Below are 18,757 nucleotides of genomic sequence, written 5' to 3' on the forward strand. Positions count from 1 at the left end.
TATAGCACATTGCCATTTGCCCTATCACCTGTTTTTTGCGCCGTTTTCTAAAATAAACAAATATCGTTACGCAAAAGACACGAAAAAGCTATAGCATCAGCCCTACATTTATGATCATAAGCACTCTGACGTATGCGCGAAATATGACGATTGATGCGTGATAAATACGGGAAAAATTACTGGTTAAAAGCTTTCGCCCCTTGCCGCAGAACGCAGCAAGGGGCGAAACTATGAAAATCAATCAAGTGAAGAGAGTTTCCCCTCTGGTATAACCAGTTACTGCGCTACTGCGTTGTAACCAAGTTCAAATGCTTTCGTGTTCACGGCCACGGTTTTTGGCGGCACTTTTTCCTGAATAACATCCAGCCAGATCTGCTTGTCATAGTGCATCAGTCGCGCGAGCGAGCCAATCAGCACCACGTTGGTGGCTTTAATCGTTCCCGCCTCAGTCGCCAACTGCGACGCATCGACGAGAAAGTACTTTTTCATGTTCTGCTGGAAATAGGCGTCAAGGTCTTCGGGGTAGCTGTCAATCCCAACGTTCACATTGGTGGGGACAATACGGGTATCATTGATGATACTCACGGTTTGCGGCCCGATCAGCCCCTGCCAGCGGAGGGTTTCCATCTTTTCAAAGGAGAGTAAAAAGTCGCTCGCTCCTTGCGCAATCAGTGGCGAAAAGACCTTTTCGCCAATGCGCACGTGACTGACAACCGAACCGCCACGTTGTGCCATGCCGTGCACTTCGCTTTTCTTGACATCAAGGCCGAGGCGCAGCGCGATTTCGCTGAGAATTTCGCTGGCCAGCAGAATTCCCTGTCCACCCACGCCAGCAATCAGGATATTGGTTATTTTACTCATACTTCACCACGATTCTTTTTTTCCGGAACAATAAAGGCATCAACTGGGCATTCTGGAACACAAACATCGCAACCGGTGCAAAGGGTAATATCGACGGTCACTTTTTTGCCTGCGCCATCCCACACGAGTGCAGGGCAGCCAACTTTCAGGCAGGCTTTGCAACCGATACACTTGAGCGCGTCAATGGTCAGTGGTTCTTCGATGATTTCGCGGAAAGCGAGAACGCACTCTTTTTCCACGATAACCACGCTCAGCTCGTCGCGCTCGATTTCGCGCTTTGCCAGCTCATGCAATTTTACCGTATCAAACGGGTTGCCTTTGTACACGTGCTCCACGCCAACCGCGCGGCAGAGCGCCACCATGTCGACATTGTTCGTCGCTTCGCCCATCAGCGTGGTGCCGTAGCCCGGATTTTCCTGCTGGCCTGTCATCGCGGTGGTGCGGTTATCAAGGATAAACACCGTGCCAGTTGATTTATTGTAGACCATGTTAATGAGTGAGTTGATGCCAGTGTGCAGGAAAGTAGAGTCGCCAATCACGGCCACAACTTTCTTCTTCTCCGCACCACTGAGCACATGCCCCATCCCGTGCGCCATACCAAGGCTGGCACCCATACACACGCAAGCATGAATACCGTCCAGCGGCTTATTGACCCCAAGGGTATAGCAACCGATATCGCCGGAAACAAAGGTTTTGAGTTTTTTTAGAACGGTAAACGTGCCACGGTGCGGGCATCCAGGGCAGAGCACTGGCGGACGCGGCGGCAACGCTTTGGCAGGGATCGTCGTCGAAGACGATGGAATACCGAACCCTTTTGCTACAAGGTCGGGATTTAACTCGCCTTGCAAGCCAAACAGGTTTTTGCCATCGCACTTGAAGCCGAGCGCTTTCACGGCGGTTTCAATATAAGGATCAAGTTCTTCGACTACGATGACACGCTCTACGCTGGAGCAGAAGCGGCTCAGCACATCGTCACTCAGCGGATGAATCATACCGAGTTTGAGAACGCTCCAGTTTTCCGGAATCACTTCCATCACGTATTGGTAACTGGCACCGGAAGTAATGACGCCAACCGAACGATCGTTTTTCATGTCAGTTCGGTTCAGTTCACTCTCGGCAGCGTGCAAGCGCAGTTTATTCAACGTCTCTTCCAGCACCACGTGACGCGCGCGGGCAAAAGCGGGAATCATCACGTATTTCTGCGGATTGACTTCCAACGAACAGTGGCGACCGCTGAGGTCAAGCGGTGCGGCGCGGTGAACGACCCCTTTCCCATGGTTCACACGTGTAGTCGTACGAACAATAACGGGGATATCAAATTCCTCACTCAGATCGAATGCCATGCGGGTAAAATGGTACGCTTCGTCAGAATCCGATGGCTCTAGGATCAGCACTTTAGCGGCTGGCCCGTAGTGGCGGTTATCCTGCTCGTTCTGACTGGAATGCATGCCGGGATCGTCGGCGCAAATAACGACCAAACCACCACGCACGCCGGTATAGGCGGCGGTGAAAAGTGGATCGGCGGCCACGTTCAGGCCAACGTGCTTCATGGTTGAAAGGGCGCGTGCTCCGGCAAACGAAGCGCCAATACACACTTCAAGGGCTACCTTTTCGTTCGGCGCCCACTCGCAATACACGGCGCGATATTTCGCCAAATTTTCTAAAATCTCGGTACTCGGCGTTCCTGGGTAGCCAGATGCCAATTTGACGCCCGCATCGACAGCGGCCATAGCAATGGCTTCGTTGCCGGAAAGGAGAACCTTCTCGGCATATTCAACAGTGGTTTGTGTCATAGAACATTACTCCATATAAGATCAATCAACTGCGCGTGAGTTATACGCGAAAAGCGTGTACGGCTCAAGTGCTTCCGATGCAAACGGTTGAAAGCAGGGGGCGGACAGCATAGGGGCTGCCCGCCATTCCCGAGTATTCCTATTGCTGCGGCTTGCGGCGCAGATCTAGGGTGTACGGATGTTCGGGGTCGATACTCTCGCGCAGCGGTTCGCGCGTTTCAATCCGTCCATTCGGCGCGTAGTCAGCGAGTTGCACCATCCCGCCCTGAGCTGATACTTGCCCCGGCGTGTGGCCATAGCCCCAAAAGCGGCTGATGCGGCGCGATTCGGCTTCATACGCATTGACGGGGAAGGTTTCGTAGCTGAGTCCGCCGGGGTGGGCGACATGGTAGGTGCACCCGCCAACGCTGTGGCCGCTCCAAGTGTCGATGATATCGAGCACGATCGGGGCGTGCGGAGCAATGGTCGGGTGCAACGCTGATGGCGGCTGCCAGGCGCGGTAGCGAATCCCCGCAACATATTCGCCCTGCGTTCCGGTATTGCAAAGCGGCACGCGCCGCCCGTTGCAGGTCAGCACGTAGCGACTGTCAATCATCCCTTTGACGCGCACTTGCACGCGTTCAACGGAGGAATCAACATAGCGCGCGGTTCCCTGCCCCGTCACCTCTTCGCCCAGCACGTGCCACGGCTCAATCGCCATCCGCAATTCCACTTCCATATCGCGAATAATCACGCGACCATAATGCGGGAAGCGGAATTCAAGGAATGGGTCAAACCAATCAAGCTGAAAAGGGAACCCAGCACGATTCAGGTCGCCGACGACATCGGCAACGTCACGATGCACATAATGCGGCAGCATAAAGCGGTCGTGTAACTGTGTCCCCCAGCGGACGAGTGGTTTTTCATACGGCGTCTGCCAGAACCATGCGAGCAGCGAACGAACCAGCAACATCTGCACGCAGCTCATACGAGCGTGTGGCGGCATATCAAAGGCGCGCAGTTCGACAATCCCCAGTCGCCCCGTACTGGAGTCAGGCGAAAAGAGTTTATCGATGCAAAATTCAGCGCGGTGCGTGTTGCCGGTGATATCTACCAGCAGATTGCGCAGCAGGCGATCAACCATCCAGAACGGTGTGTGCTGATCTTTATCCGGCATTTCTTGGAACGCAATTTCGAGTTCGTAGAGCGTTTCGTGGCGCCCTTCGTCAACACGTGGCGCTTGCGATGTCGGCCCGATAAACATACCGGAAAAAAGATACGACAGGCCGGGATGATGCTGCCAATAGGTGATAAAGCTGCGCAGCACATCAGGACGGCGCAGCATTGGGCTATCAGACGCCGTTGCACCACCAATCGTCACGTGGTTGCCGCCGCCAGTTCCAACATGGCGCCCATCAAGCATAAACTTTTCCGTGCCAAGGCGCGAAAAATGGGCATGTTCATACAACGTAGTCGTGTTGCGCACGATTTCGTCCCAGTTATTCGCGGGGTGAATGTTGACTTCGATAACGCCTGGATCAGGCGTCACCATCAGTTGTTCCATGCGCCAGTCACGCGGGGGGTTGTAGCCTTCAAGGATAACCGGAAGTTTCGTAACGCGAGCCGTTGCTTCGATACTGGCGATAAGGTCAAGATAATGCTCTAGATATGCCATTGGAGGGAGGAAGATGTGCAACCGGCCATCGCGTGGTTCCACGCACAGTGCCGTAGGGAACACAGCGGTTTCGCCACTGGCAACCTGATGCGTGTCGGCATATTCGGCACCCGCCGTGCGCTCGTCGACCAGTTTGCTGTAGCGTCGCGTTACTTCACCGTACATGTCGCCAAGTGGAGGCACTTTATCAAAAAGACAACGGGGCTGGATTTTTGGACGCTCTTCCGGTGCGACCCACTGCACGGAATCAAGTGGCAGGCGAAATCCCATCGGTGAGGTGCCGGGAAGAAGAAATAAATTTTTACGCCGGAACTCCCAGCGGCACGAACGCCATCCGGTGCGTTGGTAATCCCATGCCAGCGGGATTACATAGCCGGTTGGAACATCGAGCCCACGCTCAAGGAGCTTGGCAAGTTGCTGTCGTTCAAGGTCATCCTTCAGGTTGACTTTCAGTGGGTCGACGTTGACGGGGAGATTTTTCTCTTTCCACAGGTGATACCATGTGTCTTCATACGCTGGCTGTGTAAAGTTTTTCGCAATGCCAAGATGGTCGGCAAGTGACTGTATGAATTGCTCAGCGTGCTCGATACCGTGCTTGTAATCGACGGCTGGACTGGCGAGAAGCTTGGGGTTGCGCCATACTGGCTGACGATCTTTGCGCCAGAAACAACCATACTGCCAGCGGGGAAGCGGCTCACCGGGATACCATTTCCCCTGCCCGTACTGCAACACGCCACCAGCACCAAAGGCTTCACGCAGTCGCAGAATCAAATCCTGTGCGAGCGCTCGTTTCTGTGGGCCATCGGCGGCAGTGTTCCATTCGGGCGCTTCCATATCGTCAACCGAAATAAAGGTTGGTTCGCCACCCATCGTCAGTCGCACATCGTTGGCATCAAGCACTTCATCAACTTTGTATCCGAGCGCTTTCACCGCTTCCCACTGCTCATCGGTATACGGCTTCGTGGTGCGGGGGTCTTCGTGAATGCGTGTGACGCGGTTTTCAAATTCAAATTCAGTCTCGCATTTGTCGGTCATCCCGGTGACGGGGGCGGCGCTGATTGGGTCGGGCGTTCCCGCCAATGGGATATGCCCTTCGCCCGCAAAGAGGCCTGACGTTGGATCAAGACCAATCCAGCCTGCGCCGGGGAGATAGACTTCTGTCCAAGCGTGCAGATCGGTAAAATCTTTTTCAGGACCGGAAGGGCCGTCGAGCGACTTGACATCAGCGGTAAGCTGCACGAGATAGCCAGACACAAAACGCGCCGCCAAACCGAGGTGACGCAAGATCTGCACCAGCAACCATGCGGAGTCACGACACGAACCAACACGCGATGCCAGTGTTTCTTCTGCCGTTTGTACGCCGGGCTCCATGCGAATGGAATATCCAATATGTTGTGAAATAAGGCTGTTGACTTTCACTAAGAAATCGACACTGCGGAGTGGCTCAGAAGTATCAATTTGTTTCAGCCACTTCAGAAGGAGCGGGCCGCGTTCCGTCACTTCCATATACGGGATGAGTTCTTTTTTCAGTTGCTCTTTATAGGTGAAAGGAAAAGTTTCTGCATATTCTTCGGCAAAGAAATCAAACGGATTGATAACCGTCATATCTGCCAATACTTCTACTTCTACGGTAAGTTCACGGGTTTTTTCGGGAAAGACAACCCGAGCAAGAAAATTGCCAAATGGATCTTGCTGCCAATTGATAAAGTGTTTTTCCGGTGTAATCCGCAGCGAATATCCTTTGATCGGGGTGCGGCTATGCACCGCAGGACGAAGGCGAAAGATATGAGGGGAAAGCGAAACGAGGCGATCAAACTTGTAGACCGTACGGTGATGGATGGCGACAGAAATGGTCATAAAGCCTCCTCATAATGTATATACAACTGATTCGTACGTTGAAATATGCCGGCAACTATAGCATGATGCCACCTTACCAAATATCAAAATCAGCCCAATGCTGATAAAATCTCTCGAATACCACGCCAGCACAGGAGAAAAGCACAAAACACCAGAGATTTTGCGCAAACCTATTGCGTTTTTTTTGTACTTTGGAGTAATTTTGACGGCGCCAAATGGTTGCATTTTCTTATTGAATAAAGGAGCACAGCAATATGCCAATTTATGAGTACACGTGTCACGAATGCGGAAAAACTTTTGAAAAAATAGAAAAAATGGATGCCCCGAAAGAGACCGCCTGCGTAACCTGTAGCGGCACCGCACACCGCATTCTGAGCCTTGCAGCATTTAGCCTGAAAGGAAGTGGTTGGTACAGCGATGGCTATAGCGCAAATGCACAGCCAAAATGTTCGCCAGAGAAAGTGGAATCGTGCGGTTGTGCTGCCAGTGGCTGCCCCGCCGCTGCCGCCCAGTAAGCACAGTAGGAATGTAATGGATCGTTTCCCCCAGAAAATCAGCACGCTGCTGCGCTCCACGCTGGAGCAATTTGGTCTCCAAAAAGGGGTCGAATCGTATCGCGTCGTGCATAGCTGGGGGAAAATTGTTGGTGTGCCGCTGTGCAATCATACGCGCGTGACGGGCATTCAGGGGGAAACGCTCTTCGTTGCGACAGATGATCACCGTTATCTGCATCATTTAACGATGTTAAAGCCACAAATCATACGCAAGCTGGCCAGTGACGGGGCGGGCACGTTTCGGGATATCGTTTTTCGTTATTCACAACGATTTCCCGTGCCAGTAGCGGTTCAACCAACCGTCGCCCCCCCTCCCGCGCCACTTAATGCTGAGGAAGAGGCATGGTGTAGCGACCTGACAAAGGAACTTAATCCGGAAATTGGCGAAATCATGGCACGGGTACTGCGGAAAGATTTACAGGCCAAACACGTTACAAACGATCATCCTGAGACGCTCAGCACCTAACCGTTTTGCACCTGCGCGTGCTCAAAATTCATCATCGTCGTCATCGTTAAACCAATCGGCAATATCAAACTTCTTCGTTTCGTTACGCAAAAGCGTGTAGAGCGTGGCCGCGTTTTCTTTGCGCACATTCCCCTCAGGCAAGATGGCAATAGTGACTTCCACCAAGCGCGTTGCCGAATCTACCATCAACGTATCGCCCACCTTGAGCTTGGTGCCAGCTTTGGCTATTTTTCCATTCACCTGCAAAAGTCCGTTATCGCACATCTGCTTGGCAACGGAGCGCCGTTTAATCAGGCGAGATTTCTTCAAAAAAAGATCAAGTCTCATGAATATCTACTCTCCGGTTGACTGACATAAGAAAATCCCCTGCAAAGATAACTTCGCAGGGGATAGAGCCGTTGTTCAATTACTGTGGGATCTTATACGAAATGGTGGCCTGCTTGCGCAGCCCCTGCACAAATTCTTGCAGGGAAGCATTCTGCCGTTCGCGCATCAACATCATCTTGGTACGCGCCGCATCTTCTTCGGTCATTTCACGGTTAAACGTAATGTCTTCCAGTTGGACAATGTGATACCCCACCGCACTGTTCACAAGACGGACTTCGCCTGGTGTCATGCTAAATATCGCCTCATCCAGCTCTTTGAGGAGCCTACCGCGCTTAATGCCGGTCATTTTGCCACCATCATCCGCCTGTGGCCCTTCGGAGTAGGTTTGAGCCGCAGCGGCAAAAGATATTTCGCTGCGAGATATCCGCGCCGCAAGTGCCGTAGCAATCGCCTGCGCCTCTTCATCCGTTTTACCGTCGCGACTAATCAGAATATGGCCAATATCCGCAAATGGTACGCGATAGAAACGTCCAGAGCGGAACGCCGAAGCGATCTCTTCGTCTGAAAGTACTATTTCGCGCGAGACTTGTCGATTGACTTGGAGCATCAGAAGTTGCTGACGAAGTTCCTGGCGATAGTGAGCGACTGATACCCCTTGTTGCGCCAACAACTTTTCAAAGGTTGCCAGATCGACATTGTTGTTGCTGGCTACCTGCTGCATTGCCTCGCTGATTTGCCCTTCGCTCACGCGGAGATTATTGCGTCTGGCATACTCATCAATCAGTATAAGGTCGATTTTTTCCTGCAAGGCTTGCCGCACAAGGCGATCCACTGCAGCGTTTGCTTCCGCCGTGGAAAGTTGCAGGTTTGCCTGGCGAATTTGATCGACATAGAGGCTTTTCAGCTCAAAAATCGTTATCGGCGTCCCATTGACCACCGCCGCCAACCCATCAATAACGGTTGCCGAAGCGAACGGAGTCGCAGCGAGCGTCAAGCCGCACACCAGCGAGCACAGTACTTTGCGTCCCTTCATCAGACCCCCTTCGTCAATTATTTCAGGTTATCTTTATACAGCTTGACTGAATGCTTCAGTTCGAGTTCCTTTACGAGCTTCTCAAGGGCTTCACCTTTAGCGCGATTTTCCAAAGCATGGGAAATTTGCTCTTTTACTTCGGCATAGGGAACCGTGCGCGCAGGATTTTTTGAATTAATCTTCAGGATATGATAGCCGAACTTGGTTTGCACCAATTCTGGCACAACCCCGATAGACCCTTCAAAAGCTGCTTTTTCAAATTCGGGAACCATTTGTCCGCGACCAAAATCGCCTAGCTTACCGCCGCGAGTCGCCGCGCCTGGCTCTTCAGAATGCTGCTTGGCGAGTTCACTAAAATCAACCTCTGGCTTTTTTGCCTCTGCCAGAATCTGTTTGGCCTTCGCTTCATCTTTTAAAAGAATATGGCTGGCGTTCACGCTTTCAGCTTCCACAAACTGCGCCTGATTTTCCTTATAAAACGCTTCCATATCTTTTTCAGAAACTTTGGCATTCTTTTCAAGGTACTCTTCAACAAACGCGCCAACCATCAGGTCTTTCTTAATAGACTCCAGACGCTCCAACACTTTCTTGTTCTTGGCATATCCCGCTTTTTCGGCCTCTAGGTATACCAGACGCTGCTTTACCAGTTCATCAAGCAACAAACTTTTCTGGTCTGGAGATTGAGCCAACTGAGCTTGAACCTGCGGTGGGAGCGATTCAAATGATCTATTGAAGTCCTCTTGGGTAATAGGCATTTTACCAACAGTTGCGAGTACGGAACTCTGAGAGGCAAGCGCATACGGCCCGATAAGCAAGGCAGAGGAAAGGGCAACGGCCATCAATGACTTTTTCATGAAAACTCCTCAAAATAATAATAAAAGGCTCTTTTGAAGTAGCAGAATTTATGGGGAAAAGCAAGCTGGAGAAACATCGCTAATGGTTTACCAGAATCAGCTTCACGTCATCGCCCAACGATATCACACGCTGAAAACGCCATTGTGGAGCACGTGCAGGATCGCTCACCCCAACCATTCCATTCCAGCCAATCCCGTCGTTGCCAAAAAGTTTCGGTGCAAGGTACAGGTGAACTTCGTCAAAAAGACATTCTTGAATACACTGCGTTATAATCCCAGCCCCCCCTTCAACCAATACTGAGCAAATACCATGGGTTTCGTAGAGGTACTGCAAAGACGCTCGTATCTCTGGCCGGCCACTCGGCGTTGGAGCAATCACCATCGCCCCCGCAGCGCGCAACTGCTGGGCAGCTTCGGACTGCATCAGTGATCTCTGTGTGAGAATAAAAAGCTGTCGATCACCACGATTTTGCAATAACGCACACGTTAAGGGGGTACGCAAGCGGCTGTCGAATACGATAACATCGGGATGTGGCAAGGGGTGATCGCGACAGGTCAACAGCGGATCATCACTGAGCACCGTACCAATACCAACCGCAATAGCATCATGCAAACCCCGCTCGCGGTGTGCGTCATGTCGCGCCGCAGCGCCGGTAATCCAGCGCGAAGCACCATTGGCAAGGGCAATTTTTCCATCAAGGGTAATCGCGCTTTTCAATGTTACGAATGGCGCCTGGCAAGTAATGTGTTTATTGAAATGTCGATTCATCCATGTCGCTTCGTCAGCCATAATGCCCGATATCACCGATATTCCAGCCGCTTCGAGGATGGCGCGACTACGCCCTGCGACACGTGGATTGGGGTCATCGGCCGCATACACCACCTGTGCGATGCCAGCAGCGATAATCGCCTCGGTGCACGGCGGAGTTTTGCCGTGAATGCAACATGGCTCCAAGGTAACATAAATGGTCGCACCGCATGCGCGCGTGCCAGCATCATGCAAGGCATGCACTTCGGCATGTGGTTCGCCCGCTTTCTGGTGGTAGCCACGTCCAATAATTGTGCCATTAGAGGCGACCACAACCGCACCAACAGCAGGATTCGGTGATGTATGCCCAAGACCGAGGTTCGCTAACCGTAGCGCTTCTTGCATGTATTTCGTGTGCATAGGGATTTCTCACAGTCGTAACAAGTGTAAATTTATGACGGTTCACCGTGGACAGTGCCGGAAAAAGGGGGTATGATTCGCCACCCCAAAAAGGATCAGGATAGATACTCATGCTCGAACATACGCAATTAACCGTTCCCGAACTCTCTATTTCTCAAGCAGTCAGCCATATTCTTCGCGAAATAGGCGAAGACGAAACCCGCGAAGGGTTAGAAAAAACCCCACAGCGGGTCGAAAAAATGTACCAAGAGCTCATGTCAGGCTACACCACCAATATCGACGATATTGTTAATGGTGCGATTTTTGATTGCCGTGATGATGACATGGTGCTGGTCAAAGAAATCAGCTTTTCGTCAATGTGCGAACACCACATGCTCCCTTTTCTCGGCAAAGTTCATGTGGCCTATATTCCCGATGGAAAAATTATCGGCCTCTCAAAAATCCCCCGCATCGTGGAGATGTTTGCCAAGCGGTTGCAAGTGCAAGAACGCTTGACGTCTCAAATCGCCAAAGCGCTCTACGATCACCTGAAGCCCCAAGGAGTCGCCGTGATGGTGGAAGCTATCCACTTGTGCGCCATCATCCGTGGCGTGCGTAATCACTCCACGTCAATGGTCACGACGTCCCTGCTAGGAGCCTTCCGCAATGACAAGCTGCTCCGCAGCGAGTTTATGGAGCAAACGGCGAAAAGTGCAACCACTTCAATTACGTGGTAGGAAGATACATCGCGATTAAGGCGCCTTCACGCATACCGTAATCGCTGACATAGAAATGGTCTTGCTCAAAACAGAGGTTGACGTTAATGGCGAGGCACATGCCAGCGATAATCAAATCCTCACGCCCTTTTTCGATACCGTAACGCTCAATCCGCCCCGAAAGGCCAAGACTTCCCATCTCTTCGAGAAGTTTTTTGGCATCGCTCACTTTGACACAATACCCGTTAATCAATTTTGGATTATATTCTTTGGCTCCCGATAAAATGAAGCCAACGCTGGTGTACGTGCCAGCGGTACCAATGATGCGAACCCCTTCGAGGGGGAAACGGGTAAATTCGTCATGTATGCGGCTGATTTTTTCGGTTACAAATTCTTGCAGCAGCAAATACTCTTCGATATCCAGCGGAGCACGAGAAAGGAATTTTTCCGTCAATCGAACCACACCGATCTCTCGTGAAACACTGTGCAGGATTTTCCCCTCGCTGTCCACCAGCGTCAGTTCAACACTTCCTCCGCCAATATCAACGATCAGGCGTGGCGTGTGACCGCGAACCGCCGCACCAACACCCAGTGTTGTAATGCGGGCTTCTTCCACGCCGTCGATAACACGAACCGTTAAACCCGTTTCACGAAACACACGCTCTACAAACTCCGCACCATTGTGAGCGTTGCGCACCGCACTGGTGGCAACGATATTCAAATCATCTGGCGTTAATCCAAAATCATCGAAAGATTTCCGGAAATCGCTCATCGCCGCAATTGATTCCTGCATCCGCTCTTCCAGCAAAAAACCCTTATCGAGCCCCTGCCCAAGACGGGTAATGCGACGATCAGAATGGTGCACCTTGATCCCTTTTTGCGGGTCGTAGGTTCCTATAAGCAAGCGGAGTGTGTTCGATCCGATATCGACTGACCCCTTCAAACGCAACTCAGACACTGACATGGTGATACTCCTGTGCCAGCGACACATATGTCTGCGCAGAGGTGCCAAGAAAGGTGATTTCGGCTTCGGTTAAAGAGCGCTTTATCACCGCCGGACTGCCGACAACAAGCGATCCCGACGGAATCTCCATTCCCTGTTTAAGAACACTTCCCGCGCCAATCATGCAGTTATCACCTATCGTGCACCCGTTCAGCACTACGGCATTCATTCCTATGAGTACGCGATTGCCTATCGTGCAACCATGCAGTGTAACATTGTGCCCAATCGTCACTTCGTCACCAATAATGGTCGGATACGAAGGGACGCCGTTGACATGCACCACCGTGCCGTCTTGGATATTCGTGCGGCAACCGATACGGATGAAATTCACATCACCACGAATCACCACACTGTACCAAACATTACTGTCGGCGCCGATAGTCACCCGACCGATCAGCACAGCGTTCTGAGCAATAAACGCTGTGCTGTCAATGGAAGGGCATTCCCCGCGATATGGGAGAATAAGGGGAGAACTCATTTCTTCTCCATCAACCGCTTATAGAATACGGAGTTGTTATCCAAAATAATGGTACTGTTTTCGTGAATTGACGACTTATACAGGTCGAGCTCACGCATAAAGCGATAGAATTCTGGTGCACGTGAAAGGCCATCAGCATAAATTTTGGCAGCCAGCGCATCGCCTTCACCGCGAATCCGCTGTTCATTGCCATACGCTTCCGCCAGCATGATTTCTTTTTCGCGGTCGGTTTCGGCACGAATTTTTTGTGCCTCTTCTTCCCCTTCCGAACGGTAGAGCGTCGCCATTTTTTCGCGCTCACTGCGCATCCGGTCATAAATCGCCCGTTCGTTTTCTGTCGGAAGGTCAGCGCGCTTGATCCGCATGTCTATGATCTGTATCCCGAGGTCGGCCACTTTTTCGGCGGCTCCCTTTGCGATATTATTCATAATTTCCAAACGGTTATGGTTGATAACCTGAATCAGATCAAACGAACCGATTTCGCGCCGTGCTTCGCCGTACATCACATCACCAATACGACGATTCCCTCCCGCTTCATTTTGCACCGATGTCAAAAAGCGGAGCGGATCAGCAATACGCCAAACAACGTAACTATCAACAACTATATTCTTTTTATCCCGCGTAATCATCTCTGTCGGTGAACCGTCAAAGAGCAAAAGACGCTTTTCAAAATACTGAACATCCTGCACGAACGGAAGTCGGAAATAGAGTCCCGGATCGTTGATCGCACGGACAGGTTTCCCCAACTGCGTGATAATGGCGTGTTGGGTAAAATCGACAATAAACATCGAAAATGATGCTACTGCGATAAGCACCGCCACGAGCGGAAAAGCAAACTTAGCAATTTTCATAGGTGAAGCCCCTTCAGTATCAGTTATTGGCTTTTAAGCCCTTGGAGCGGTAAATAAGGGAGAATCCCTTTTCCCGCTTGCGAGTCAATCAGGTAGAGCTTCGCGGTCGGCATAACTTCCTGCATAACATCAAGCAATAAGCGGTCGCGCGTAATTTCCGGCGCCTGTTTGTATTCGTTATACAGCGCCGTAAAACGATCAACATCCCCTTGCGAACGGAAAATCTTTGACTCTTTATAGCCCCGTGCCGCTTCCATGATACGCGCCACTTCACCACGCGTTTGTGGCAGAACAGAGTTGCGATAGCCCTGCGCTTGGTTAATCAGCCGCTCGCGATCCTCACGGGCACTGGCGACATCTTTAAACGCCTGTACGACCTCGTTGGGTGGCTGTACGTCATACAGTTCGACCGCCGCAATATCGATACCCATTTTATATTCGTTCAGGGTGCGCTGGAGCTGGTTACGAATATCAGTCTGAATTTTAAACTTACCAATTGTCAGAGCGTTATCTATGGTTTCGCCACCCATAGTTTCACGAACAGCGGCTTCGGCAGCGTCCTTGATTGTTTCGCTGACATAACGGACATTGAAAAGGAATGCCATGATATCGTTAATGCGATACTGAACAATAACTTTTATATCAACGATATTCTCATCGCCGGTCAGCATCAGTGACTCTTTTCCGACTGTCATGGTGCGGTCGGCCGCCGAGCGGAACCCTATTTCTAAGCGACGCATATTCGTAACACTGGCTTTGTGGTACTTTTCAACGGGGTAAGGAAAGGCAAGGTGCGGCCCCGGCCCGACAACGCGATTGAGCTCGCCAAAGCGGAGAATAGCCGCTTGTTCTTCTGGCTTTACAATAAAAAAACCGGTCGAGAGCCAGAAGAGAAGTAAAACCACGCCAACAATCAGCGGGAGCTTTGTTTCCAGAAAGCGGGGGAGCTTAATCTGGGGCGGTGTTGGCATTTTGAATGGCGTCGGGCCGCGCCCGCCACCGTTGTTTCCGCCGCCTCCGCCACCACTTGGACGTTTCTTCGCCCATGGATTGTTGTATTCAGCGAATAATCGCCCTAAAGAAAATTTCGTCATAACACTCCTTACGATACTTGGTTGAATAGAGAAAAGAACTGCGCAATCATTCGAGCGGTTGCACCCCAAATGACGGCGCCATTATAGTGAAAAATTGGTGAAGCGCAACCGTGGTCTCCCCAAAAGAAAAACTCCACCGACGAAGTGTGGCGATTGAGAAAGTATTCTATCGGCACAAAGAGCGGATATTCCACTTCACGCGGGTCGGGATTCAAGCGTGGCCGCGAGGTGAGAATGGCCAAGTAGCAGTTGATAGTATATGAACTTACCTGAGTATGCGTTATCCCGCAAAGACCCACAACATCGTGCGGCGATAGAACGACGCCCATCTCTTCAAGAAATTCGCGCTCCGCACAGGTACGTGCGTCTTCGCCAGCTTCCTGCCGGCCACCTGGTAAGGCAATTTCGCGTGAATGGTGATAGCCATCTTCTGTGCGACGGAACAATAACAGATCATACGAATCATCCCGCGGCCATAGGGACAACACCACAGAAGCCGCCATCTCTCCAGTCCTCCCAGGTGATGGCACAAGGTTACGCTGCTGCACGAGCACCGCTGTTGCCTGAACAGCATCAAGAATAGGGTATTGAAAATGCGACATAACTATCCTTATTTTTCCGACGGTTTAGCCTCTATCAGCTTCCTGATACTCTCTGGAAGTGTTGCCAGAAAATCTGACGCAACCGGCTTCACTTTCGTGCGCCAATAACGCCGCTGACCGGGTGTAAGATTCGTAATCTGGAGCGCTTCATTCTGCCAAAGTTGCTCTAGTGCATTGGCTTCTTCTGTTACCACCGAGTGATGAATGTGCTCTGTGGCATGGCGCACGGCTTCATCGACTATCTGTTGCTGTGCTTCGGAAAGTGACCGATAGTGCGATTCGCGCATAATAAAGAGATAAACCATCAAGCCGTGGTTGGTGAGAGTCAAATACGGTTGCAAGGGAGCCAAGTCTTCATTCGCAAAGTTGATAACCGTATTTTCGGCACCATCAACAGCGCCAAGGCGAATCAACTGACGCATTTCACGAAACGAAAGATCAATTGCGGTTGCACCATACCGTTGGTAATAGCGACTCATATCTGTGCCCGACATCACGCGAATAGAAAATCCCTGCAAATCCTCAGGATAACTAACTTTTCCAATAGAATTGGATATTTGCTTAAATCCATTATCCCAGAAGGCAAGCAGCCGAATATCTTGCAAACTCAGTTGCTCGCGCAGATATTCACCGAACGGACCTGCCAATAACGCGTAATACGCTTCGCGCGTTTCAAACAAAAATGGGATATCCAGCAGAGCTAACGCGGGGACAAGCGGCGTTATTTTTGTCGTTGTCGGTGCCAGAAAATGCACCGCACCGAACTGCAATGCAGCAATCCCTTCCGCATCATCATAGAGACGAGCCGAATCGTGAATACGGATGGTAATCGCACCCTGACTGGCGGTTTCAATCTCACGCGCAAAGTACTGTAAGGCTTTCCCTTTCGGAGAATTTGGCGTTAAGACATGCGTTAGCAGCCATGTGTGCGAGCTACCAAGAGCCGGTACAGACGTGAGCAGCCAGAAAATAATGCCTGACACCAGAGTGGCTGGGCGAATACGTATTGTCATAGTTGCCTTTTTACGGGTTATCTTCTACTCTAAAGCGCTTCCAGAATTGGAAAGATAGCGCATCGAGTCGGATTTGCCAACTCGGGAATATAGAGGAATACATGATCGGCAAACTGTTTCGTAGTCTCTTTTACATCGCATTTATTGCGGTCTGTACCATCGTTGTTATGAAAGTCACCGAACAAAGCCAAATGATTACCGAACCGTCACTCGCCCTCGTCGAACTCACCGGAGTGATTTACGAAAGTAACACCATTGTCGAAATGCTGCGCGATGTCGAGCGCGATCCAATGGTGAAAGGATTGATGATACGGGTCAACTCACCGGGCGGCATGGTGGCTCCATCACAAGAGATGTATGCCGCCCTGCGCAACGCATCCAAACCCGTTTGGGCCTACTACGACGGCCTTGCGGCCAGCGGTGCCCTTTACAGCACACTTGCCGCTTCGCGTATTGGAACGCAAGGGGGAACGATCACGGGAAGTATTGGCGTCATTCTCAGTTCCGTGAATGCCAGCGAGCTATTCCGTAAAATTGGTTTGGAGCGGATTACCGTGAAAAGCGGGCGCTTCAAAGATCTCCTTGGCAGCGAAAATGGGCTGGGAGAAGAAGGACGCCTTATTCTGGATCAACTGGTCAACGACACGCATCAAGAATTCGTCCAAGCCATATCTGTTTCGCGTAACATTCCGCTGGAAAAGGTGAAAACCTTCGCCGACGGACGCGTTTTCACTGGGCGCCATGCGCTAGAACTAGGGCTGGTTGACGAAGTTACCTCGTTCGCTGAATTCCGCCAGAAAATGGCTGACGAATTAGGCGTTAACTCTGAAAACTACCTTGAAAGAAAGAAAAGCGATTGGGATTGGGTGAGCGATCTTCTCAGCGGAGCAAAAGCGGGAACACAACTCATGTACCTTTTTGACTAGCAAACCCGTGTCAAGACCCCTTCGCTTCGAAATACTGACAGTCAATGCCAGAATTTTTCTTCACTTCAACGCACGGATGATTTTTTGCTTTGAAGTCAAGTCGCCGACAGCCATAAGGGAAATACTGATCCCACGTAATATGAAAATGGCGACAGTCAAGACAGAGCGACCGGCTTCTGGTAGTTGGTGACTTCATTGTACGGGAGCCTTTGCGAAAAGGGCTCCTATCGGGGTAGGAACTTTATAAAGAAACATCTTTTCAAATTCGGTCAGAATATTTTCTGCCGTATATGGCGATTGGTGCAAATCAAGCGTTTCCCACACAATGTCAAATCCCGCTGCAGCCACATTGTCGCGCGCCCAGAGAAAATATTCACGGTGATCCGTCTTAAACGAAATCTCCCCGTCCGCACGCAAAAGCTTCGCAAACTGCTCCAGATTACTTTGCGACATCATCCGATGTTTGCGGGTACGGAGCTTTGACCAAGGATCTGGAAAATTGATAATAATGCGCTGAATCGAGGCTGGAGGGAAAAATTTCTCCATCTCCTCAGCCGGGCATTGAACGACATATCCTTCGCGGCCAATGCGCGCAACTTTCTCCGCGGTTTTGTAGAGTCGCTTATAGCGCAACTCAAATCCAACGTAAAAAATATCGGGATAGCGTGCCACCATTTGTTCCATAAAACCACCACTCCCCGAACCGATTTCAACATAAATCGGGCGATCCGTAGGTAGCGGCGGGAAGGTAGGATAGTTCCCATCGGCATCAGCGGTGATAATGTTTGGATATTCGCGAATTTTCGCGATATAGGGATTAACCTCTTCAGGACGACGGCGCAAAGCAGCAGCTTCCACTTACGGCGCTACTTCTTTGAGCGATACTTCGACAGCGAAATCTCCCACATCATCAATGTGGAAAGGGACGAGAATGCAAGGAACATTTTTCGGGCGGGTCACTTTATGTCCCGCCCCAACAACAATATTCGGTATCGAAAGCTTAAAACGCAATCCAGTTCCCATCAGGTTTTTTTTGGCGCCTCCGGCGATCATATTCACAAACTCACCGACAGCATCCTGCACGTCGTCATCCAGTGCATTCTTAATTTCGCCAATAAAACTGCTTACAACTTTCAGGGCAACGTCTTGAGGGAAGCTAATAACCACCGATCCATGCACATCGCCTGCGATACCAATAATCGCAGAAACATCAAACGCCAAAACTGTTTCAGCTTTCAAAGAGAGCTTACCGCGCGTCGGGGTGTGGCCAGTCATCGTACTAATGACATTGACCGTTGAGTCAATGAATGGATTTATGTGTTCTACTTTCATGGGGCAAAGACTCCAGTCTTATTATTTTCAGACAGTTCGGACAGACCAAGGCCTGCTTTTCTAAGTCACGTTTCGCGTAACGCAGGGACGCCTTGCATACAGGGCAATAGTCAGGAAACTTTTTGACGAAATGTTCAGTCATGCCTCTATCTACCTGAAGCACTCAGGAAATTCAACCGTGAAGTTATCCTTCAGT

Annotated in this window: 20 protein-coding genes; 4 read left to right on the forward strand and 16 right to left on the reverse strand. The window is 50.8% G+C overall.

Annotation, left to right across the window (positions count from 1 at the left end):
* Positions 1 to 276 precede the first annotated feature (276 nt).
* From P304_RS0111990 to P304_RS0112000, 3 genes are all read right to left on the reverse strand, one after another.
* Complete coding sequence (locus P304_RS0111990; protein WP_027390728.1) at positions 277 to 861, reverse strand: indolepyruvate oxidoreductase subunit beta; 585 nt, start codon at positions 859 to 861, stop codon at positions 277 to 279.
* The gene (gene iorA / locus P304_RS0111995) at positions 858 to 2,654 is read right to left on the reverse strand and encodes an indolepyruvate ferredoxin oxidoreductase subunit alpha (protein WP_027390729.1); all 1,797 of its coding nucleotides are present in this window, start codon (positions 2,652 to 2,654) and stop codon (positions 858 to 860) included. Before iorA ends, P304_RS0111990 begins: the two co-directional genes overlap by 4 nt.
* Before the next feature lie 139 nt (positions 2,655 to 2,793).
* Entirely contained in the window at positions 2,794 to 6,165 is a 3,372-nt protein-coding gene (locus tag P304_RS0112000) for a transglutaminase family protein (RefSeq protein WP_027390730.1), read from the reverse strand.
* A gap of 254 nt (positions 6,166 to 6,419) precedes the next feature.
* Between P304_RS0112000 and P304_RS0112010 the strand changes: the two genes are divergently transcribed.
* Positions 6,420 to 6,680 (forward strand): FmdB family zinc ribbon protein, encoded by a 261-nt coding sequence (locus P304_RS0112010; protein ID WP_027390731.1) that lies wholly within the window; start codon positions 6,420 to 6,422, stop codon positions 6,678 to 6,680.
* Between the two features lie 16 nt (positions 6,681 to 6,696).
* Positions 6,697 to 7,185 (forward strand): DciA family protein, encoded by a 489-nt coding sequence (locus P304_RS0112015; protein ID WP_027390732.1) that lies wholly within the window; start codon positions 6,697 to 6,699, stop codon positions 7,183 to 7,185.
* A 21-nt stretch (positions 7,186 to 7,206) separates the two neighbouring features.
* Here the strand turns inward: P304_RS0112015 and P304_RS0112020 are convergent, their stop codons facing one another.
* The 4 genes from P304_RS0112020 to ribD all read right to left on the reverse strand — a co-directional run bounded on the left by P304_RS0112020 (position 7,207) and on the right by ribD (position 10,567).
* Entirely contained in the window at positions 7,207 to 7,512 is a 306-nt protein-coding gene (locus P304_RS0112020) for an RNA-binding S4 domain-containing protein (protein ID WP_027390733.1), read from the reverse strand.
* Positions 7,513 to 7,591: 79 nt separating this feature from the next.
* Positions 7,592 to 8,545, reverse strand: a complete 954-nt coding sequence (locus P304_RS0112025; RefSeq protein ID WP_027390734.1) for a peptidylprolyl isomerase — start codon at positions 8,543 to 8,545, stop codon at positions 7,592 to 7,594.
* Between the two features lie 17 nt (positions 8,546 to 8,562).
* Positions 8,563 to 9,399 (reverse strand): peptidylprolyl isomerase, encoded by an 837-nt coding sequence (locus P304_RS0112030; RefSeq protein WP_027390735.1) that lies wholly within the window; start codon positions 9,397 to 9,399, stop codon positions 8,563 to 8,565.
* Positions 9,400 to 9,478: 79 nt separating this feature from the next.
* Positions 9,479 to 10,567: a bifunctional diaminohydroxyphosphoribosylaminopyrimidine deaminase/5-amino-6-(5-phosphoribosylamino)uracil reductase RibD gene (ribD, locus tag P304_RS15490; protein WP_034765451.1), complete on the reverse strand. Its 1,089-nt coding sequence runs from the start codon at positions 10,565 to 10,567 to the stop codon at positions 9,479 to 9,481.
* A 110-nt stretch (positions 10,568 to 10,677) separates the two neighbouring features.
* Here ribD and folE point away from each other — a divergent pair, with 110 nt between their 5' ends.
* Positions 10,678 to 11,283: a GTP cyclohydrolase I FolE gene (gene folE, locus P304_RS0112040; protein ID WP_051321657.1), complete on the forward strand. Its 606-nt coding sequence runs from the start codon at positions 10,678 to 10,680 to the stop codon at positions 11,281 to 11,283.
* Here the strand turns inward: folE and P304_RS0112045 are convergent.
* From P304_RS0112045 to P304_RS0112070, 6 genes are read right to left on the reverse strand one after another with little or no spacing between them, the layout of a single operon-like run.
* A complete protein-coding gene (locus P304_RS0112045; protein ID WP_027390737.1) occupies positions 11,273 to 12,226 on the reverse strand; it encodes a Ppx/GppA phosphatase family protein in 954 nt (317 codons plus the stop codon). The genes folE and P304_RS0112045 overlap by 11 nt on opposite strands.
* Positions 12,213 to 12,743: a gamma carbonic anhydrase family protein gene (locus P304_RS0112050; RefSeq protein WP_027390738.1), complete on the reverse strand. Its 531-nt coding sequence runs from the start codon at positions 12,741 to 12,743 to the stop codon at positions 12,213 to 12,215. The genes P304_RS0112045 and P304_RS0112050 overlap by 14 nt, the downstream gene beginning before the upstream one ends.
* Positions 12,740 to 13,594, reverse strand: coding sequence for a protease modulator HflC (gene hflC, locus P304_RS0112055; protein ID WP_027390739.1), 855 nt, complete (start codon positions 13,592 to 13,594; stop codon positions 12,740 to 12,742). The genes P304_RS0112050 and hflC overlap by 4 nt, the downstream gene beginning before the upstream one ends.
* Before the next feature lie 23 nt (positions 13,595 to 13,617).
* Positions 13,618 to 14,688 carry an FtsH protease activity modulator HflK gene (gene hflK, locus P304_RS15495; RefSeq protein ID WP_051321658.1) on the reverse strand — a complete coding sequence of 357 codons (1,071 nt, stop codon included), beginning with the start codon at positions 14,686 to 14,688 and terminating at the stop codon, positions 13,618 to 13,620.
* Positions 14,689 to 14,696: 8 nt separating this feature from the next.
* A complete protein-coding gene (locus tag P304_RS0112065) occupies positions 14,697 to 15,290 on the reverse strand; it encodes an NUDIX hydrolase (protein ID WP_027390740.1) in 594 nt (197 codons plus the stop codon).
* An 8-nt stretch (positions 15,291 to 15,298) separates the two neighbouring features.
* Positions 15,299 to 16,303 (reverse strand): DctP family TRAP transporter solute-binding subunit, encoded by a 1,005-nt coding sequence (locus P304_RS0112070; protein ID WP_027390741.1) that lies wholly within the window; start codon positions 16,301 to 16,303, stop codon positions 15,299 to 15,301.
* Positions 16,304 to 16,404: 101 nt separating this feature from the next.
* Between P304_RS0112070 and sppA the strand changes: the two genes are divergently transcribed.
* A complete protein-coding gene (gene sppA / locus P304_RS15500; protein WP_051321659.1) occupies positions 16,405 to 17,229 on the forward strand; it encodes a signal peptide peptidase SppA in 825 nt (274 codons plus the stop codon).
* 192 nt (positions 17,230 to 17,421) lie between these two features.
* On the opposite strand, the gene trmB is transcribed toward sppA, so the two are convergent.
* From trmB to P304_RS17720, 3 genes are read right to left on the reverse strand one after another with little or no spacing between them, the layout of a single operon-like run.
* Entirely contained in the window at positions 17,422 to 18,087 is a 666-nt protein-coding gene (gene trmB / locus P304_RS0112080) for a tRNA (guanosine(46)-N7)-methyltransferase TrmB (protein ID WP_027390742.1), read from the reverse strand.
* A complete protein-coding gene (locus tag P304_RS0112085; protein WP_027390743.1) occupies positions 18,088 to 18,561 on the reverse strand; it encodes a chemotaxis protein CheX in 474 nt (157 codons plus the stop codon).
* Positions 18,530 to 18,703, reverse strand: coding sequence for a Trm112 family protein (locus P304_RS17720; protein ID WP_425479997.1), 174 nt, complete (start codon positions 18,701 to 18,703; stop codon positions 18,530 to 18,532). Before P304_RS17720 ends, P304_RS0112085 begins: the two co-directional genes overlap by 32 nt.
* Between the last annotated feature and the right edge of the window lie 54 nt (positions 18,704 to 18,757).

This window comes from Chrysiogenes arsenatis DSM 11915, assembly GCF_000469585.1.
GTDB lineage: Bacteria > Chrysiogenota > Chrysiogenetes > Chrysiogenales > Chrysiogenaceae > Chrysiogenes > Chrysiogenes arsenatis.

What these genes read in the sequence shown, in the direction of transcription:
- P304_RS0111990 (WP_027390728.1), bottom strand. Translation starts at nt 861, where the DNA reads ATGAGTAAAATAACCAATATCCTGATTGCTGGCGTGGGTGGACAGGGA.
- iorA (WP_027390729.1), bottom strand. Translation starts at nt 2,654, where the DNA reads ATGACACAAACCACTGTTGAATATGCCGAGAAGGTTCTCCTTTCCGGC.
- P304_RS0112000 (WP_027390730.1), bottom strand. Translation starts at nt 6,165, where the DNA reads ATGACCATTTCTGTCGCCATCCATCACCGTACGGTCTACAAGTTTGAT.
- P304_RS0112010 (WP_027390731.1), top strand. Translation starts at nt 6,420, where the DNA reads ATGCCAATTTATGAGTACACGTGTCACGAATGCGGAAAAACTTTTGAA.
- P304_RS0112015 (WP_027390732.1), top strand. Translation starts at nt 6,697, where the DNA reads ATGGATCGTTTCCCCCAGAAAATCAGCACGCTGCTGCGCTCCACGCTG.
- P304_RS0112020 (WP_027390733.1), bottom strand. Translation starts at nt 7,512, where the DNA reads ATGAGACTTGATCTTTTTTTGAAGAAATCTCGCCTGATTAAACGGCGC.
- P304_RS0112025 (WP_027390734.1), bottom strand. Translation starts at nt 8,545, where the DNA reads ATGAAGGGACGCAAAGTACTGTGCTCGCTGGTGTGCGGCTTGACGCTC.
- P304_RS0112030 (WP_027390735.1), bottom strand. Translation starts at nt 9,399, where the DNA reads ATGAAAAAGTCATTGATGGCCGTTGCCCTTTCCTCTGCCTTGCTTATC.
- ribD (WP_034765451.1), bottom strand. Translation starts at nt 10,567, where the DNA reads ATGCACACGAAATACATGCAAGAAGCGCTACGGTTAGCGAACCTCGGT.
- folE (WP_051321657.1), top strand. Translation starts at nt 10,678, where the DNA reads ATGCTCGAACATACGCAATTAACCGTTCCCGAACTCTCTATTTCTCAA.
- P304_RS0112045 (WP_027390737.1), bottom strand. Translation starts at nt 12,226, where the DNA reads ATGTCAGTGTCTGAGTTGCGTTTGAAGGGGTCAGTCGATATCGGATCG.
- P304_RS0112050 (WP_027390738.1), bottom strand. Translation starts at nt 12,743, where the DNA reads ATGAGTTCTCCCCTTATTCTCCCATATCGCGGGGAATGCCCTTCCATT.
- hflC (WP_027390739.1), bottom strand. Translation starts at nt 13,594, where the DNA reads ATGAAAATTGCTAAGTTTGCTTTTCCGCTCGTGGCGGTGCTTATCGCA.
- hflK (WP_051321658.1), bottom strand. Translation starts at nt 14,688, where the DNA reads ATGACGAAATTTTCTTTAGGGCGATTATTCGCTGAATACAACAATCCA.
- P304_RS0112065 (WP_027390740.1), bottom strand. Translation starts at nt 15,290, where the DNA reads ATGTCGCATTTTCAATACCCTATTCTTGATGCTGTTCAGGCAACAGCG.
- P304_RS0112070 (WP_027390741.1), bottom strand. Translation starts at nt 16,303, where the DNA reads ATGACAATACGTATTCGCCCAGCCACTCTGGTGTCAGGCATTATTTTC.
- sppA (WP_051321659.1), top strand. Translation starts at nt 16,405, where the DNA reads ATGATCGGCAAACTGTTTCGTAGTCTCTTTTACATCGCATTTATTGCG.
- P304_RS0112085 (WP_027390743.1), bottom strand. Translation starts at nt 18,561, where the DNA reads ATGAAAGTAGAACACATAAATCCATTCATTGACTCAACGGTCAATGTC.
- P304_RS17720 (WP_425479997.1), bottom strand. Translation starts at nt 18,703, where the DNA reads ATGACTGAACATTTCGTCAAAAAGTTTCCTGACTATTGCCCTGTATGC.